The following is a 16897-nucleotide window of genomic DNA, read 5'->3' on the forward strand; positions in this document are numbered from 1 at the left end:
GAGTTGCACAATGTCCAGTTTAATCGAAGTAAACGCGGTCGCAAAAACCTTTTCATCCCAGAACGGATCTGTTCTCGCCCTTGATACCGTATCGCTCGACGTAGCAGAAGGCGAGTTCGTGGTCTTCCTCGGGCCGTCCGGTTGTGGGAAATCAACGCTACTGCGTATCATTGGCGGTCTTACAAGTTCTTCCAGCGGCTATGTGAGAATTGGAGGCCGGAACATTGCGGGTCCAGATCCGGCTGTAGGCATGGTGTTCCAGTCTTACACTTCGTTTCCATGGCTTACCGTTGAAGATAACGTCGCATTTGGTCTTGAGCTTTCTGGGTCATCGAAGGCTGGTCGGCAGCGCCGGGCAACGGAGATCTTGGGGCGGGTTGGACTGACCAAATTCGCAAGGGTCTATCCATCACAGCTATCGGGAGGCATGCAACAACGTGTTGCCATCGCCCGAACGCTTGCACTTAACCCGAAGGTGCTCCTGATGGACGAGCCCTTCGGTGCGCTCGACGCTTTGACGCGGGTCGAAATGCAGTCCTTCCTGGTTGATCTTTGGATGCAGGAGAGAAAGACCGTGGTTTTCGTCACGCATGACATCGATGAAGCAATCCTACTCGGTGATCGGATCGTAGTTTTGTCGCCTCATCCCGGCCGGATCTCGGAAATTGTGGATGTTCCTATTCCGCGTCCTCGTACCATTGAGATGACGGAGGAGCCCGAGTTCGTGCGCATGCGTCATCGCCTTCGAACCAAGATTTTCCAGATGGCTTCGGCAGCGGCCTAGCGAGGTCAACGCTCCACGTCACCATGCTTCTGCTTGAGAACGTTGGCTATTGTACGGGCAAGCGCCCGCGCAACCAGCGACGGTTCTCCTTCAGCAAAGCGGATAGTCAGAGAAGACCGAGGCAATTGTGGCAATAATCCGTCGCTTGGAGCCGCAATGACTCCACCACGAACGTCACCCTCTGTTACGACCGATACTGCCATGCCTGCCTGCACTACAGCCAAGACGCCCTCCAGACTGGTGCAGCTTACGATGCATTTCCATGGAAGTCGTCGCTCATCTAGCGCGGCAATGGCAGTTCGCCGGTAGTTACAAGCACCCGCGACCAAAGCCAGCGGGATGACACCATCCCGTGGGGGCGTCCAATATTCTGACGTAATCCAAACCAAGTTGTCCGTGATCAATGACTCTGCAGGGCTAGCGGCAGGCACCTTTCGGAGAACCGCTAAGTCGATCTTTCTCTCATTGAGATCCCGCTGAAGGTCAGCTGATAGCCCTGCACGAACTTCGATAGCAACGCCTGGCTTACTCTCCATAAATCCTTTGAATGCTTGCGTGAGGGGGAGGAACAGGTGGTAATCGTCCGAAACGCCGATCACGACGGTTCCTCGCAAAAGGCTGGGACGAAAGCACTGCTCCATTTCGTCAACGATGCGGATCACCCTCGTGGCAAACTCGACGAGTTCCCGTCCCTCTGCCGTCAGACGGCACGATCGAGTCGTTCGCTCAAACAGTTGCTTACCAAGGTGATCTTCAAGACGGGCAATCTGATGGCTTACCGTCGACTGTGTGATGTTGAGCCGGTGGGCCGCTGACGAGAAGCTTTGTGAGTTGGCAACAGCTAGGAAGCTTTGAAGTAGCATTGTGTCCAAAAGAACACCTCCCTTACCGGGATTGAGAGATGAATTCGATAAATCTATGACGAAAAATAGCTTCTAACAATCAATTAATGAGTCGAATATCGGACCGACAGTTTCGATATGTCAGACATGACGCTCCGGCCCGAACTGACTCAAAGCTCGACCGTGCGCTTCCTGTGAAAGCTGACAAGGGGAGAAAACACGATGACAATCGGAACAACAATGCCGGAAATCCGCCAAGTTCCTGTTCCCGGTGGAAAGATGGAGGACAATTACGGTGAAAAGGTTAGGATTGGACTGATCGCACTTTGCGATGATGTCGCCGTGGATCGCGACTTTGCCCGAATGGTACCCGATGATCGCGTTGCACTTGTGACATCGCGCCTTTTCTTAGAGCAGCCAAATTCACAGCGCACGTTTCTCAACATGGCCGACCGCATCCCCGACACGGTTCGGCTGCTCTGTCCACTACTCCGTCTTGACTCGGTTGTCTTTGGCTGCACGTCGGGAACTTCGTTCATCGGCGAAGCCCGCGTGACGGAGCTCGTTCATAGCGCGCGGCCGAGCGTCAACGTTACTAATCCCGGCAGCGGCGCCATCGCTGCCCTGAGCGCCTTGGGTGCGAAACGCGTGTCAGTTATAACGCCCTACACAATCGCAAACACAGCGAATGTAGTTCGCATGCTGGCAGAGGGCGGAATTGAATCAGTCCAAGTGTCATGTTTTGGTTTCGATACCGACATGGACATCGGCTCGGTGCCGCGAGAAGCTTATCTGGAGGTAGCCCGCAACACAGATCATCAAGACGCGCAGGCGATCTTTATTTCCTGTACAGCAACGAAGGCTTTGGACGCAATTGAAGATATAGAGGCAGCAGCCGGTCTACCCTGCGTGACATCAAATCAAGCTGCATTTTGGCACGCTATGCGGCTAGCAGGTTGGAATGAATCGATCTTAGGTTTCGGACGGCTCATGCGGGATTGTTGGTGACAAATCCCTGCCTTAGACAAGGCGCGGCAGTGCAAGGAGTTGGGACACACTGGGCGATCACAAACGCTTTCGCAGTCCGAAGCGCCAGATCGTTCACCACGCCCACACTCAAATTCGGACAGCGTCTCCGCCTCAGGGCCAAGTGCAGTCTGTGATGGACCGTACAGTTTCTCAGCTTCTTCTGCGCTGGAGCGCTGCGAGCACAGCCCTCTCCGACTTGAGGAGATATGCTTCCAGCTTTGAGACTGCCGCTGCGATCTCGCCCTCTTCGACGGCGCGCACAAGAGACGCATTCAGGTCGATATAGGGTTCGTGGAGAATGGCGATGCTGGTCAGGCCAAAGAGGGTTCCGCGGGCGATCGCCGCCTTGATCTCCGAGGACATCGCCGTAAAGCGCAGCCCGTCATAGATCGCCGTGCGCATCGACTCGCGCGGGAGAGGCAAAGAGCGAACCTTCCACTTGCAGCGCCAGAGGGTGCCCAGAGGAACCAGGTAGCTGAGGGTGGTGACGGTGAGAGCTGTCAGAAGGCCAAATGAGGCCACCACGAGGCCGCCGAGCGCCGGACCCACGGTCCGGACCGTGTTGAAGCCGACGGACAGGAGGGTCACGGCCGCGGGAACATGCCGTCGGCTCACGATGTCGCCGACCGAGGCTTGCCAGGCGGGATCGTTGAGAGCGGCGCCAGATGCGATCAGGAAGCTGAAGCCGAGGATCATCCACGGGTCGACAAGGCCCAGCGCCACAAAAAGGGTCAGCATCGCCGATGTGATCGTCATCAGGCCCCAGCCGGCGAGCATGATCCTGCGACGGCTGTAGTTATCGGCGACCGCCCCGACGAACACAGATAAAATGAACTCCGGCAGGGTCGATGAAGCCTGCACCAATGCAACCATCAGATCGGACGTTGAGATCGTCGCCATCAGCCAGCCGAGATTGGAGACCTGCATCGCGAGCCAGATAAAGCGAAAGGTCCGGTTCCTGAGTAGCGCGAACGTCGTTGTCGCAACTGGACCCGCATCTTCACTCGCCACACTCCTCATTGTGATGGCCGTTCCCGCCGTGCGCTTCATCTGCTCCTGCTTGGTCCAGAGGTTCGGTTCCGATCAGTTTTGCCACCACGGGAGTGGATCTGTATCGATTGTGATTGCGGTCAAGAGCACCTCCCTCCCCTGCAAGGTCACCACTCCACGCTGCGTCATGCGTCAGCTCGCCATGGGATGCCTGCAGGCCGCTGTCATAACCTATGGCAGCTGAGAGCATAAGTAGACCGCCGTCCACGCAGATGAGGCGGCAGAGGCCACAAGAAAAAGATCAATGACCATTCGTGGCCGATTTTTCACAATTCGGTTCAACATGACATCTCTTGATGGGTAAGCGTTCAATCGAAGCTCTTCGCCTGCGACCCAGCTTGAATATCGCATCCTGTCTCACGCGCGCTCTCGCAAGCACAGCTTGTAAGGACGATCCACTTCAGGCATCGCTCCGGGCCGCCTTCGGTCGAGGTGCAGCAATGCGAGACGGGCCGATGGATCCACCAGTGACCTCATCCCTGGGCGGAAAGCGCGTAGCAGAATCAACCGTGGTGCGTGGACATGCTTCTAACTTGATCAATCTTCGTTGTTCAAGGGGACGAGTTTCTATTTTCTACCCGGCCGCTAGAAGATTGTTTCTCCTAAAACATCCAAGCGGCAGATACATCCTCATGCGAGACGAGGGTGACTTGCGAGAGCGAGAATGATTTGTCTGGAATCATCCTTTAAGATGAAACAGCAAGTTTCATCGCCCATCCGATTCAAGCTCCAACGTTCTTCAAAGCAGACCAAGTCTGTCACTCGGCTTGGATTCATCAAACGGTCAGATAGATCGCACCGGCTATGCTGGCCAGTCCTAGGACCAGACATAGCAACCGAAACCCCATCGATTGTCGGCGTCGGATCCACTGATGCTCATCGACATGCAAAAGGTCATCGTCATCCTCTGGGCGCATCATGAGTCTCTCAGTTGCGTGCGGGTGAGAGTTTCTGTGACCGCTGACGCGCGACCTCGTAACATCCGCATGCGATCTGTTCGAGGCCGGAGACGTCGGTCACGGTGATTGCACCGCGGTCCTGGCGGATCAAACCCGTTGACTGGAGCCCACACGTGACAAGACTGACCGTCGACCGTTGGACCCCTAACATCCGGGACAGATGCTCGTGCGTGAAGGGCAAGCTCGCCTGGTCGGCGCGATCCCGCATGGTCAGGATCCAGCGGCAGCAGCGCGCTTCGACGCCGTGGACGATGTTGCAGGCCATCGTCTGAAGCGCCTCCGCCAGCAGGGCCTCTTCGTAGCGCAGGAAGAGATCCCGCAGGGTCGGTCGCTCCTCGAACGCACGATGCAGGACACTAGTGTCAATGCGGGAGGCCCTGCCTGTGATGTGAACAACATAGCGCCCAAGAGACTGGCGCGTCACGAGCGTGCTGGCCGAGCCAACCATCGCCTCACACCCGAGCACCGCCATTTCGACACTTCTGCCATCGGGGAGAGCCGTCATGAGCGAGACAACGGCCTCATGCGGAAAGTAGACGAACGGCATGCTCTCGTTGGTCTCGTAGAGCACAGTGCCCTTCTTCAGCTCGGTCCGCTCAAGGTGTGGCTCAAGATGCGCGAAGTCGTCCGGCTGCAGGGCTGACAGCAACTGGTTCGTGCGATGGGAAGACTGGCGCGAGGATGGTGACATGGCAACGCTCCTGAGCCCCCTTGCCTTTAAGCCTGGCTCGCGGCTTTGCTGCCGAGCGCTGCCTGCGCGGCGGCAAGGCGCGCAATCGGCACGCGGTAGGGCGAGCAGGACACGTAATCGAGCCCAACCGATTGGCAGAAATGGATTGAGGCCGGATCACCGCCATGCTCACCGCAGATTCCGAGCTTGATGTTCTGCCTCGTCTCCTTGCCGCGCTCGACCGCGAGCTTGACGAGCTCGCCCACGCCGTCCTGATCGATGGTCACGAACGGATCCGCCGGCAGCAGGCCCTTCTGCGTGTATGGACCGAGGAACGAGGCTGCATCGTCGCGCGAGATGCCGAGCGTCGTCTGCGTCAGATCGTTGGTGCCGAACGAGAAGAACTCCGCCGATTCCGCGATCTCAGCCGCACGCAGGGCCGCGCGCGGCAGCTCGATCATGGTGCCGACCTGATACTCGACGGCGACGCCGCTTTCCTTGGCCACTGCTTCCGCCATGGCGACGATGCGCTCCTTCACGAGGTCGAGTTCCGCCTTCGTCATCACGAGTGGCACCATGACCTCCGGCACGACCGGCCGGCCTGTCGTCTTGCCGGCCTCGACCGCCGCCTCGAAGATCGCGCGCGCCTGCATCTCGGCGATCTCAGGGTAAGCGACGGCCAGACGGCAGCCGCGGAAGCCGAGCATCGGGTTGAACTCGTGCAGCTCGCGGGCGCGGTGCTTGAGCTTGTCGACGGAGGCGTTCATGGCCCTTGCCACCTCCTCCATCTCCTCTTCCGAATGCGGCAGGAACTCGTGCAGCGGCGGATCGAGCAGGCGGATCGTGACGGGCAGACCGCTCATGATCGAAAACAGCTCGGCGAAGTCCTGGCGTTGCATCGGCAGCAGCTTGGCAAGCGCCGCCCGGCGGCCAGCCTCGTCGTCGGAGAGGATCATCTCGCGCACGGCGACGATGCGGTCGGCCTCGAAGAACATGTGCTCCGTGCGGCAGAGCCCGATACCCTCCGCGCCGAAGTTGCGCGCGGTCTTGGCATCGAGCGGCGTTTCCGCATTGGCGCGCACCTTCATGTGGCGCACCTTGTCGGCCCAGCCCATGAGCGTGGCGAACTCGCCCGACAGCTCCGGCTGCAGCATCTCCACTTGGCCCAGCAGCACCTGGCCGTTGGAACCGTCAATGGTCAGCACATCACCCTTCTTCAGCGTCTGCCCCGCCACCGTCAGCGTCTGCTTGGCATAATCGACGCGGATCGATCCGGCGCCCGAGACGCAGGGTTTGCCCATGCCGCGGGCCACCACGGCGGCGTGCGAGGTCATGCCACCGCGGGTGGTCAGAATGCCTTCCGCCGCGTGCATGCCGTGGATGTCCTCAGGCGAAGTCTCGACGCGCACCAGAATGACCTTGTGACCGGCCTTCTTGGCCGCTTCCGCATCGTCCGAGTTGAACACGATCTCGCCGGACGCAGCACCCGGCGAGGCCGGCAGGCCGCTGGCGAGGATCTTGCGCTCGGCCTTGGGATCGATGGTGGGATGCAGCAATTGGTCGAGGGCCGCCGGCTCGACGCGGGTGATCGCCTCCTCCTGCGTGATCAGGCCCTCGGAGGCGAGTTCCACGGCGATGCGCAAGGCGGCTTTCGCCGTGCGCTTGCCGTTGCGGGTCTGGAGCATCCAGAGCTTGCCCGTTTCGACCGTGAATTCCATGTCCTGCATGTCACGGTAATGCTTTTCGAGAATGCCGTAGATGCGCACCAGCTCGCCATAGGCGTCCGGCATCGCGCTTTCCATCGAAGGCTTGTCGGAACCGGATGCAATGCGGGCCTTCTCGGTGATGTCCTGCGGCGTGCGGATGCCCGCCACCACGTCCTCGCCCTGAGCATTGATCAGGAACTCGCCGTAGAGCTCCTTCTCGCCTGTCGAGGGATTGCGGGTGAACGCCACGCCGGTGGCGGAGGTCTCCCCCATGTTGCCGAAGACCATGGCCTGCACGTTCACCGCCGTGCCCCAGCTCGCCGGAATGGCGTGCAGCTCACGGTACTTGATGGCGCGGTTGTTCATCCAGGAGCCGAACACGGCGCCGATGGCGCCCCAGAGCTGCTCGTGCGGCTCCTGCGGGAAGGGCTTGCCGAGCTCCTTCTCGACCAGCGCCTTGTAGCGCGGGAGAATGGCTTTCCAGTCCGCGGCGGTCATGTCGGTGTCGAGCGAGTAACCCTTGCGGTCCTTGTACTCGTCGAGGATCTCTTCGAAGTGGTGATGCTCGATGTCGAGCACCACGTTGGAATACATGGTGATGAAGCGACGGTAGGAGTCATAGGCGAAGCGCTCGTCGCCCGCGCCCTTGGCCAGCGCCGCGACGGTGACGTCGTTGAGGCCGAGATTGAGCACCGTGTCCATCATGCCGGGCATGGAGGCCCGGGCGCCGGAGCGGACCGAGACGAGCAGCGGATTGGCGGCATCGCCGAAGGTGCGGCCGGTCAGCTTGCCGACGAAATCCAGGGCATTGGCGACCTGGCTTGTCAGCTCCTCGGGATAGGCGCGGCCGTGGTCGTAGTAATAGGTGCAGACCTCCGTCGTGATGGTGAAGCCCGGCGGCACCGGCAGGCCTAAGTTGGACATCTCGGCCAGATTGGCCCCCTTGCCACCGAGCAGGTTCTTCATTCCCGCCTGGCCCTCGGCCTTACCGTCCCCGAAGGTATAGACCCACTGCGTCATTGTTAGTTATCCTCGAAATTGTGAAAGTATCGAGCTAACCGGCCGCTCCCGCATTCCGTTTAGCACCAGCCCACACCAACGAGTTGACTAATGCAGGGGGGCTCAATGCTAGCGCCACCGAACTTAGTGTCTGACTCAAAACGCAGCCGCTGTGCCCCCGGCTGTCTTCCCCCCGCTCCTCGCAATAAAAACGGTGGGAAGCGGTCCAATCTGGATCTGATTGAGCTCAGTAACATGATTGGAATGGAGTCCATTGGATGCGCCCTGAGAGTTTTCAGCGAGGCTCTTAGGCTTCCCCTGACGAGACAATCTCAATCCCTTCGACAAGGGTCAGAGCTTTCTTCAATCCTGCTGCGGCCGAAACCACCATTTGCGGCAGGACGATCCATTCGAGTGTCCAGGCAGCACCGGAGCGCTCGTTCTCATGCACGAGCCCCTGATGCAGCGTGCCGAGGAGGCCTGCATTGAGGCGGGCCAACGTGACGAGCACTTCCGCCAGAACAGGATTGGACTTGTGCGCCATCGCCGACGAGCCGCCGCCTGAGGCAAGGTGCACCTCACCGAGTTCGTTCTGTGCCATGAGAGTGACATCCTGCCCAATCTTGCCAAGCGTTCCCGAGACAAGCGATAGGAGAGCCCCGAACTCGCCGATCCGGTCGCGCTGCGAATGCCAGGCGGGAACGGAGCCCAGACCGAGAAGACCGGACATGGCATCGGCCACCGCATCGCCGTGGCCCCTCATCTCGCCGCGTGTGCCGATAGGGCCGCCGAGCTGAACGACCAACAGGCGTGGCGCGAGATTTTCCAAAGCCTCCCTGTGCCGTTCCAAAGGCTGGATCCAAGTCTCGATCTTGTCGGCTGCCGTGAAGGGCAGCGCCTGCTGCATCCGGGTGTGGGCCATCAACCGAATGGAGCCATCCCGCGCCTTCATGGCGTGAAGATCGCCAATCAGCGCATCAAGGCGCTGCCCAAAGACGTCGATCACGCCTTTCAGGCGCAGCATGAGAGCGGTGTCGATGATGTCCTGGCTGGTAGCACCGAAATGAACCGCTTTGGCATGGGGCTCTCCGACGGTGGCCCGCAACTGCTTCACGAAGGCGGGGACGATCACGCCATCCTGCGCGAGTCCCTCCGACAGCGCTTTCCAATCAGGACGGAACGCGCGACAGGCTTCCGCGATCCTCTGTGCGGCATCCTTCCCGATCAGCCCGATCTCGGCCTGAGCCCCCGCAAGGGCGGCTTCCACATCGAGCATGGCCGAAAGCTCTTCTTCCTTTGAGAAGAAGGTGGCAACCTCCGCGTTGCCGATGAGAACATGCAGCAGGGAATGAGGAAGCGCTTCCATCGCCAAACTCCTCAAACGGTCTCGAGGGCAATCGCGATGCCCTGGCCGACGCCGACGCACATGGTGGCGAGCGCCCGCTTCAGGCCCGTCAGCTTCAGCTCCAGCGCCGCCGTGCCGGCAATCCGCGCCCCGGACATGCCGAGCGGATGCCCGAGCGCAATCGCACCGCCGTTCGGATTGACATGCGGCGCATCCTCCGCGATCCCCAGCTCCCGCAGCACGGCGAGGCCCTGGCTGGCGAACGCCTCGTTCAGCTCCACCACGTCGAAATCCGTGGGCTTGAGCCCCAGCCGCGCGCAGAGCTTCCGGGTGGCCGGCACAGGCCCGATGCCCATGATCCGCGGCGGCACGCCGGCCGCGGCTCCGCCCACCACCGGATTGCCCTTGCGGCGCGGGATCGTCACGGGAACGATCTCCTGCGCCAGACGACCATTCTTCTGCGCGGCCGCCGCCTTCGCTTGAGAGCGCAGGGCGAAGGCGTCCTGATCGGCCCGCGAGACGCCGAACTCCGCGGCCACGTTCTCGCCGGTCTCGGGCATGGAATCGACGCCGTATTGTTGCTTCATCAGCGGGTTGATGAAGCGCCAGCCGATGGTGGTGTCGTGGATCTCGGCGGCACGGGAGAAGGCACTCTCCGCCTTCGGCATGACGAAGGGGGCGCGGGACATGGACTCCACCCCGCCGGCGATCATCAGGTCCGCCTCGCCCGCCTTGACCGCGCGGGCGGCAGTGATCAGCGCATCCAGGCCCGAGCCGCACAGGCGGTTGATGGTGGTGCCGGAGACGGATCCGGGCAGCCCGGCCAGCAGCACGGCCATGCGGGCGACGTTGCGGTTGTCCTCGCCAGCCTGGTTGGCGCAGCCGTAGATCACGTCGTCGACGGCCTCGAAGTCGAGGCCCGCATGGCGCTCCAGGAGCGCTTTGAGCGGCACGGCGGCGAGATCGTCGGCGCGCACGCCCGCCAGGGCTCCGCCATAGCGGCCAATCGGCGTGCGCACATAGGCACAGATAAAAGCTTCCCGCATCTCACAGCTCCGGAACAATCAGATCGGCCACTTGATCCTGGATGAGAAGCTCGGCCCCGGTCTGCGCCTGCAGCGCGTCCAGCGACAGGGCGGGCAGCTTCTCGCGCAGAACGAAACGGCTGCCTTCGATGTCGATCACAGCCAGGCTGGTATAGACGCGGGTCACGCAGGCCACCCCCGTCAGCGGGAGAGTGCAGCGCTTCACCAGCTTGGGCCGGCCATCCTTGGTCACATGGTCGGTGATCACCGCCACGCGCTTGGCACCGTGGACCAGATCCATGGCCCCGCCCACCGCCGGAACACCCTTGGGCCCGGTGCTCCAGTTCGCTAGGTCGCCGGTCTCGGCCACTTGGTAGGCCCCGAGGATCGCCACGTCCAGATGCCCGCCCCGCACCATGGCGAAGCTGTCGGCATGGTGGAAGAAGGCAGCGCCCGGGTTCAGTGTCACAGCCTTCTTCCCGGCATTGATGAGGTCCCAGTCCTCGCTCCCCTCCGCCGGGGACTCGCCGAAGTTCAGGATGCCGTTCTCGGTGTGAAAGATCGCCTGGCGCCCAGGAGGCTGGTACTGGGCCACCACTTCGGGGAAGCCGATGCCAAGATTGACATAAGCGCCATCGGCGATGTCCTGCGCGGCGCGCCAGGCGATCTGGGCATTGGAAAGCTTGAGGCTCATGGATAGTGCGCTCCGGCGCGGTTCAGGACTTCTTCCTGTTGAGGGTCGGGCACTTCGACGAGTCCTTGCACGAAAATTCCGGGCGTGACGACCTGCTCGGGGTCAATATCGCCCGGCACCACGATGCGGCTGACCTGCACGATGGTGATTGCCGCTGCCATACACATCAGCGGATTGAAGTTCCGTGCCGCCTTGCTGTAGGTCAGGTTCCCGTGCCGGTCGCCCAGATGCGCCTTCACCAGCGCGAAATCAGCCTTCAGCCAGCGCTCCTGCACGTAGGGATGGCCATCGAATTCGGCGATCACCTTGCCCTTGGCGAGTTCGGTCCCATAGGCCGTGGGCGTGTAGAAAGCCGGGATGCCCGCCCCGCCCGCCCGGATGCGTTCGGCGAGTGTGCCTTGCGGCACCAGCTCCAGCTCGATCTCTCCGGCCAGATACTTCTCCGTGAACACACGCGGGTCCGCGGAGCGGGGAAACGAGCAGATCAGCTTCCGGACCATCCCGTGTTCGATGAGCGCCGCAAGGCCGACATGGCCATTGCCTGCGTTGTTGTTCACGACTGTCAGGTTTCTAGGGCTGCCGGTCGCACGGAACCGGTCGATCAGCGCATGGATCAGCTCGATCGGCGAGCCTGCGCCGCCGAAACCGCCGATCATTACCGTTGCACCATCACCAATTCCCGCGACGGCCTCAGCCCGATTAGGGATTGTCTTGTCCATCGGCGCTCCTCTCGCGCCAGAGGATGAGTTCATCCTCTAGCTGCGAGGGAGACATAGGCCGATCCAAGCTAGCGTGCCAAACGATTTGTGCGATATACTGCATTTGTTACGATAGCGCACAGAACGAGACAACAATGACCATCTCCCAACGCGACACGATGGGCGGCTTGGCCAAAGGATTAACGGTGATCGAAACCTTCACCGCCCAACGTCCCCGCCAGTCAATTACCGAGGTTGCCGTTGCCTCAGGGCTTGACCGCGCGACGGCGCGGCGCTGTCTCCTGACGCTCGCGCAACTTGGCTACGCCGATTACGACGGCAAGTTCTTTACCCTCACTCCACGTGTGCTGCGCCTTGGCACCGCATGCCTCGCCACCATGCCTTTGCCACAGCTGGTGCAGCCCTGGCTTGACCAACTCTCGGAGGAGCTCGGCGAAAGCTCCTCTGTCTCGATCCTTGATGGCAGCGACATCGTCTATGTCGCCCGTGCGGCGCAGAAGAAGGTGATGTCGATCAGTCTGATGCCCGGCTCGCGCCTGCCTGCCTATTGCACCTCGATGGGCCGCGTGTTGCTCGCAGCCCTGCCCGAGGTCGAGGCGCAAGCGATCCTGATGCAGGCGCCGCTGCCCGCCCGTACACCCCACACGATCACCGACGTCGAGGCTTTAATGGGCGCGCTTGCTCGTATTCGCGCCGAAGGTTTTGCTGTGGTTGACCAAGAGGTCGAACTAGGCCTGCGCTCCATTGCGGTGCCGCTTCTGAACGCGCGCGACAAGACTGTGGCGGCGCTCAATCTCGGCCTGCCGGCCATTGGTAGTGGGGATGACCTCGTCGCCCGCTATTTGCCCGCCCTGCTGAAAATTCAACGCGAGGCCAAACGTGTGATGCGCTGAGGCACCATCACTGCATTGGAGGTTCCTCAGCCATGTGCCGGTTCCATGTCGTCCGCCATGACAAGCAGAGCGCATGGCTGATTCCGTCCGCCAGCATGCAGTGCCGGGCGGTGATCTTCCCCGAAGGGACGAGGAAAGATCGTCAGAATGTCCATACGCCTTTGTGGACGCATCAGAGCTCCTGATGAACAATCACTATTGATGGTTGGTTCGCGCCTATTCGTCGCCGAGCACCTCACGGACCCAGCGGAATGCCGCGTTTGCGGCCGGCACGCCGGCATAGATCGCGCTCTGCAGCAAAAGCGACTGCAGCTCGCCGACACTCACCCCATTGCGCAAGGCTGGCCGGACATGGAGCTTGAACTCCTCTTCCCGGTGCAGCGCCACCATCATGGCGAGCGTCACCAGCGAGCGAGTCTTCCATGGCAGGCGCGGGTCACCCCACACCTCGCCCCAGGCCGTACGCGTGATGAAGTCCTGCCAGGGCTGCGCAAAGGCACCGGCCGTGGCGAGCGACCGCTCCACATGGTCCTCGCCCAACACGCTCTTGCGGTTCTGGAGCCCCACCTCGAACGGCGTCGCACCGGGAGCCTCTTCGGTGCGAACCTCCCGGTGCTGGTCCAGGAACGAGGCCAGAGAGGCACCTGTCCTCTCGGCCTGTTCGACGGCGAGCAGGTGCGCGGCCCGTGGAAGAACGATCATCTCGGCGTCAGGAACCAAGGTCCTGATTTCCTCCGCCATCGCTACCGGAGTGGCCGGATCATCCGCTCCGGCGATGACGAGCGTCGGGGCCGCTATCTGGTGAATGACAGGTCTCAGATCCATGCAGCCGATGGCATTGCAACAGACGGCATAGCCCACCGGGTCGATGCTCAGGAAAGCATCCCGAATGGGTAAGACGCACGCCGGCGCCTGGGCCGGGTAGCCCGCCGTAAACCAACGTCCCATCGTGGCCTCGACAATGGCCCCCATGCCCTGCGCCCGCACCAGGGAGGCCCTCTCATTCCACGATTGCTGGCTCGGCATGTAGGCCGAGGTGGCCATCAAGGTGAGGCTGATCACGCGATCGGGATCACGGCTAGCCAGCACTTGGCCGGTCATGCCGCCGAGCGACAGCCCGACCACGTGAGCCCGTGAAATCCGGAGTGCATCAAGGAGGCCGAGGAGATCATCGGCCAGATCGTCGACTGTAATGGGCTCGTCGAGCACCTGCGAGCGCCCGTGTCCGCGCGTGTCGTAGCGCAGAATGCGGTAGCGCCCGCGCAGAGCCGGAACGACCCAGTCCCACATCGCCATCGTTGTGCCGAGCGAGTTCGAAAACACCACCACGGGAGAGCCCGAGGGGCCACTGAGCTCATAGGAGAGTTCAACGCCATTCACCTTGATCCAGGGCATCAGTCAGATCCAATCGTTGCGCACGTGAATGTGGACGAGGCTGGCGCCTGCCTCATAGGCCTCGTGCTCTCCACCTGCTCGGGCGGCAGGATCGGTGCCGCAGGATTATCCTTCTTGCGCGGCACCGAGCCGGTGATGGCAACGGCAGTGACAACAAGCTTCATCGCAATGATCCGAAACTGACAATCAAATGTCAAAAAACACGGTTTCGCTCTCACCCTGCAGATGGATGTCAAAGGTATAGATGGGCATGCCGTTCTCCTCCATGCGGGATGCAATGAGGGTTAGAACACGGACCTTGTGTTCGATGCGGGCCAGAACGGGGCATTCCGCATTGGCCGCCTCCTCGTCGCCGAAATACAGCCGCGTGTGCAGCCCGATATTGATGCCGCGCGCCACAATCCAGACCGTGATGTGCGGCGCCATGAGACGGCCGTCCTTGTAGGGCACCCGGCCCGGCTTGATCGTCTCGAAGCGGTACTCGCCCGTGGTGCCGTCCGTCGGCTGGCGGCCCCATCCGACGAAGTTCGGATCGGCTTGGCCGCGCTTCTCCTCGGGGCTGTTGTAGAGCCCCTCCGCATCGGCCTGCCAGATCTCGAGCAGGGCGTCCTTGATCGGGTTGCCGCTGCCGTCAAAGATACGGCCCTTGACGATGATCCGCTCGCCCTTGGTGTCGGGACCGACCAGGACGAGGCCGAGATCCTCGTCCCACACGCCGGTGATCTCGACCCAGTTCGGCGTCGCGCCGATATGGACGTAGGGGCCCGCCGTCTGGGAGGGCGATTCCTTGAGCGTTGTGAGCTTCTGAAACATCAGTTCCCCTCCATCCGGTTCTCGAACATGGTCGAGCGGCGGCCGCGCAGGACGATGTCGAACTTGTAGGCGAGCGCGTCCATGGGCAGCGTGGCGTTGCGGTCGAGCACGGCGGTGAGCTGGTCGATGGCCGCCTTGTCCGAGATCGTCGAGACGATCGGGCATTGCCAGATCATCGGGTCGCCCTCGAAATACATCTGCGTGATCAGGCGCTGGGCGAAGGCGTGGCCGAAGAGCGAGAAGTGGATATGCGCCGGGCGCCAGTCGTTGACGCCGTTCGGCCAGGGATAGGCGCCGGGCTTGATGGTGCGGAACCAGTAGCGTCCCTCCTCGTCCGTGATCGTGCGCCCGCAGCCGCCGAAATTGGGATCGATGGCCGCAAGATAAGTTTCCTTCTTGTGCCGGTAGCGGCCGCCCGCATTGGCCTGCCAGAACTCGACCAGAGCACCCGGCACGGGACGGGCGTTCTCATCCAGCACGCGGCCATAGACGATGATGCGCTGGCCGATGGCCTCGCCGGTCTTGGCGAAGTTGCGGATCAGGTCGTTGTCGAGCGGGCCGAGTTTATAGTGACCGAACACCGGCCCCGTCATCTCCGAGATCGTGTTGTCGAGCGAGAGCAGCGGATATTGTGGGGAGCGCAGGATGGAGGTCTTGTATTGCGGCGTGAAAGCCGGCGGGTGCCAGTTCCTGTCCCGTTGATAATATATGTCTTCTCTCATCTCTTTTCCCGTAACGCCGAACCTCGGCGCGGTTCGCTCCCGTCCATCACCTCTGAGGCTCGGGATTGGCTTCCAATTCAACCAAGGTCTCCGTGACGATCTTCTTCTGCACCCTTGTACGCGTGGTGGAGTGCGACTAAGGCGCGAGGCTCGTAGCTGCCATGCGGCTGTCGTTTTTAGGAGGTGCCAGTTTCAAATTGGCCGCCACTTCCTCCAACACGCCTTGAAACGCTGTCAGGGCCGGGCGAGCCGAACTCGTCTCGCGAATTGCAAAACATACGGTTCGGTCCGTCGAAAAGTCGGCCGGACGGCGAAACACGACACCTGGTGGCGCAAACAAAGTAGCCAAGCCCGGCACCAACGCTAACCCGCAGCCGTTTGCGACCAAAGCGAGGCTCACGCCGAAATTGTCTGTTCTATGGCGCACATCGGGCCGAAAGCCGCCAAACGTGGAGCAGACATAGGCGTGCAGTTCGGAAAATTCGCTGCCGGCATTGGTGCTGATCCAGACCTCACTTGCAAGATCGCCAAGATTGAATTCTTGCTGTTCTCCAGCGAGGACATGCTCCACCGGAAAAGCAATCAGGATGGGATCGGAGCAGAGAGGAAAGAGGATCAGTTCCGGCGGACGCGATCGCCGCATATATCGATAGTCATCGATCAGGATGGCATCGAAGCTTCCCCGAATAAGAGCGGGAATTGCAACTTCAGGGTCCATCTCTTGGGTTTCGATCTTCAGGTTCGGATAGCGTCGTTCCATCACAGGTAACGCTTTTGGAAGAACCGTGCCGAGTGTCGTTTCCAGCGATGCGATGCGCAGCACTCCGCTCACTGAACCGGACAGCAACTCCAGTTCGGTTTCGGCCTCCTCCATCTTTGCAAGAATGCCCGTGGCATGCGCCACCAAGCGCTGTCCGGCTTCGGTCAACAGCAAACGGCGCCCGACGCGCTCCGTCAGAGGGACGCCCGCTGCGATCTCCAACTGTGCCAAGCGTTGCGAAATTGCCGACAAGGAAAACGCCAGCGCCTCAGCAACTGCCGTGATGGTGCCACGGGAATTCAGTTCAACGAGTATTCTGAGACCCTTGGGATCCAACATTGCAACCTGTCCTCCCTTCCCACAGATGGCACTTTGAGGAAGGTCTGCGCCATCAGTCTCCGCATCGAAACCAAAAAAGGTAGACATATCTCGAAAGTGTGTCGCCGACCCAACGAGAGAAGAGCCCGGTGCGGTCGGCAGGGCCGCGCCTAC

Annotated in this window: 14 protein-coding genes and 2 pseudogenes; 3 read left to right on the plus strand and 13 right to left on the minus strand. The window is 61.2% G+C overall.

The genetic code is table 11. The features are described 5' to 3' along the window. The first annotated feature begins 10 nt into the window (after positions 1–10). Positions 11–784 carry an ABC transporter ATP-binding protein gene (locus JO965_RS28115; protein ID WP_203445343.1) on the plus strand — a complete coding sequence of 258 codons (774 nt, stop codon included), beginning with the start codon at positions 11–13 and terminating at the stop codon, positions 782–784. Between the two features lie 5 nt (positions 785–789). Here JO965_RS28115 and JO965_RS28120 read toward each other — a convergent pair whose 3' ends face one another. Beyond that, a complete protein-coding gene (locus tag JO965_RS28120; RefSeq protein ID WP_246777051.1) occupies positions 790–1647 on the minus strand; it encodes a LysR family transcriptional regulator in 858 nt (285 codons plus the stop codon). A 201-nt stretch (positions 1648–1848) separates the two neighbouring features. Here JO965_RS28120 and JO965_RS28125 point away from each other — a divergent pair, with 201 nt between their 5' ends. After that, complete coding sequence (locus JO965_RS28125) at positions 1849–2634, plus strand: aspartate/glutamate racemase family protein (RefSeq protein ID WP_203445345.1); 786 nt, start codon at positions 1849–1851, stop codon at positions 2632–2634. A gap of 315 nt (positions 2635–2949) precedes the next feature. Here JO965_RS28125 and JO965_RS28130 read toward each other — a convergent pair. From JO965_RS28130 to JO965_RS28160, 7 genes and pseudogenes are all read right to left on the minus strand, one after another. Then, a pseudogene (locus tag JO965_RS28130) lies at positions 2950–3675 on the minus strand (MFS transporter); the annotation flags it as partial. Positions 3676–4632: 957 nt separating this feature from the next. After that, the gene (locus JO965_RS28135) at positions 4633–5355 is read right to left on the minus strand and encodes a Crp/Fnr family transcriptional regulator (RefSeq protein WP_203445346.1); all 723 of its coding nucleotides are present in this window, start codon (positions 5353–5355) and stop codon (positions 4633–4635) included. Between the two features lie 26 nt (positions 5356–5381). Next, complete coding sequence (ppdK, locus tag JO965_RS28140) at positions 5382–8060, minus strand: pyruvate, phosphate dikinase (protein ID WP_203445347.1); 2679 nt, start codon at positions 8058–8060, stop codon at positions 5382–5384. A gap of 286 nt (positions 8061–8346) precedes the next feature. Beyond that, positions 8347–9405 carry a 3-carboxy-cis,cis-muconate cycloisomerase gene (locus tag JO965_RS28145; protein WP_203445348.1) on the minus strand — a complete coding sequence of 353 codons (1059 nt, stop codon included), beginning with the start codon at positions 9403–9405 and terminating at the stop codon, positions 8347–8349. Between the two features lie 11 nt (positions 9406–9416). After that, positions 9417–10430, minus strand: a complete 1014-nt coding sequence (locus tag JO965_RS28150; RefSeq protein WP_203445349.1) for a beta-ketoacyl synthase N-terminal-like domain-containing protein — start codon at positions 10428–10430, stop codon at positions 9417–9419. Position 10431: 1 nt separating this feature from the next. Further along, positions 10432–11103 (minus strand): 3-oxoacid CoA-transferase subunit B, encoded by a 672-nt coding sequence (locus JO965_RS28155; RefSeq protein WP_203445350.1) that lies wholly within the window; start codon positions 11101–11103, stop codon positions 10432–10434. Next, positions 11100–11822 (minus strand): 3-oxoacid CoA-transferase subunit A, encoded by a 723-nt coding sequence (locus JO965_RS28160; protein WP_203445351.1) that lies wholly within the window; start codon positions 11820–11822, stop codon positions 11100–11102. Before JO965_RS28160 ends, JO965_RS28155 begins: the two co-directional genes overlap by 4 nt. Before the next feature lie 134 nt (positions 11823–11956). Between JO965_RS28160 and JO965_RS28165 the strand changes: the two genes are divergently transcribed. Continuing rightward, positions 11957–12715, plus strand: a complete 759-nt coding sequence (locus JO965_RS28165) for an IclR family transcriptional regulator (protein WP_203445352.1) — start codon at positions 11957–11959, stop codon at positions 12713–12715. 216 nt (positions 12716–12931) lie between these two features. Here the strand turns inward: JO965_RS28165 and pcaD are convergent, their stop codons facing one another. The 5 genes and pseudogenes from pcaD to JO965_RS28185 form a co-directional block, all read right to left on the minus strand. After that, positions 12932–14110, minus strand: coding sequence for a 3-oxoadipate enol-lactonase (gene pcaD / locus JO965_RS28170; RefSeq protein WP_203445353.1), 1179 nt, complete (start codon positions 14108–14110; stop codon positions 12932–12934). A 12-nt stretch (positions 14111–14122) separates the two neighbouring features. After that, positions 14123–14274: pseudogene (locus JO965_RS48220) on the minus strand (3-keto-5-aminohexanoate cleavage protein); the annotation flags it as partial. A gap of 22 nt (positions 14275–14296) precedes the next feature. After that, positions 14297–14923, minus strand: coding sequence for a protocatechuate 3,4-dioxygenase subunit alpha (gene pcaG / locus JO965_RS28175; protein ID WP_203445354.1), 627 nt, complete (start codon positions 14921–14923; stop codon positions 14297–14299). After that, complete coding sequence (gene pcaH / locus JO965_RS28180) at positions 14923–15645, minus strand: protocatechuate 3,4-dioxygenase subunit beta (RefSeq protein ID WP_203445355.1); 723 nt, start codon at positions 15643–15645, stop codon at positions 14923–14925. Before pcaH ends, pcaG begins: the two co-directional genes overlap by 1 nt. A gap of 136 nt (positions 15646–15781) precedes the next feature. Then, positions 15782–16744: a LysR family transcriptional regulator gene (locus JO965_RS28185; RefSeq protein ID WP_203445356.1), complete on the minus strand. Its 963-nt coding sequence runs from the start codon at positions 16742–16744 to the stop codon at positions 15782–15784. Positions 16745–16897 lie beyond the last annotated feature (153 nt).

Source organism: Microvirga sp. VF16 (genome assembly GCF_016864375.1).
In the GTDB taxonomy this organism is placed as follows: Bacteria; Pseudomonadota; Alphaproteobacteria; order Rhizobiales; family Beijerinckiaceae; genus Microvirga.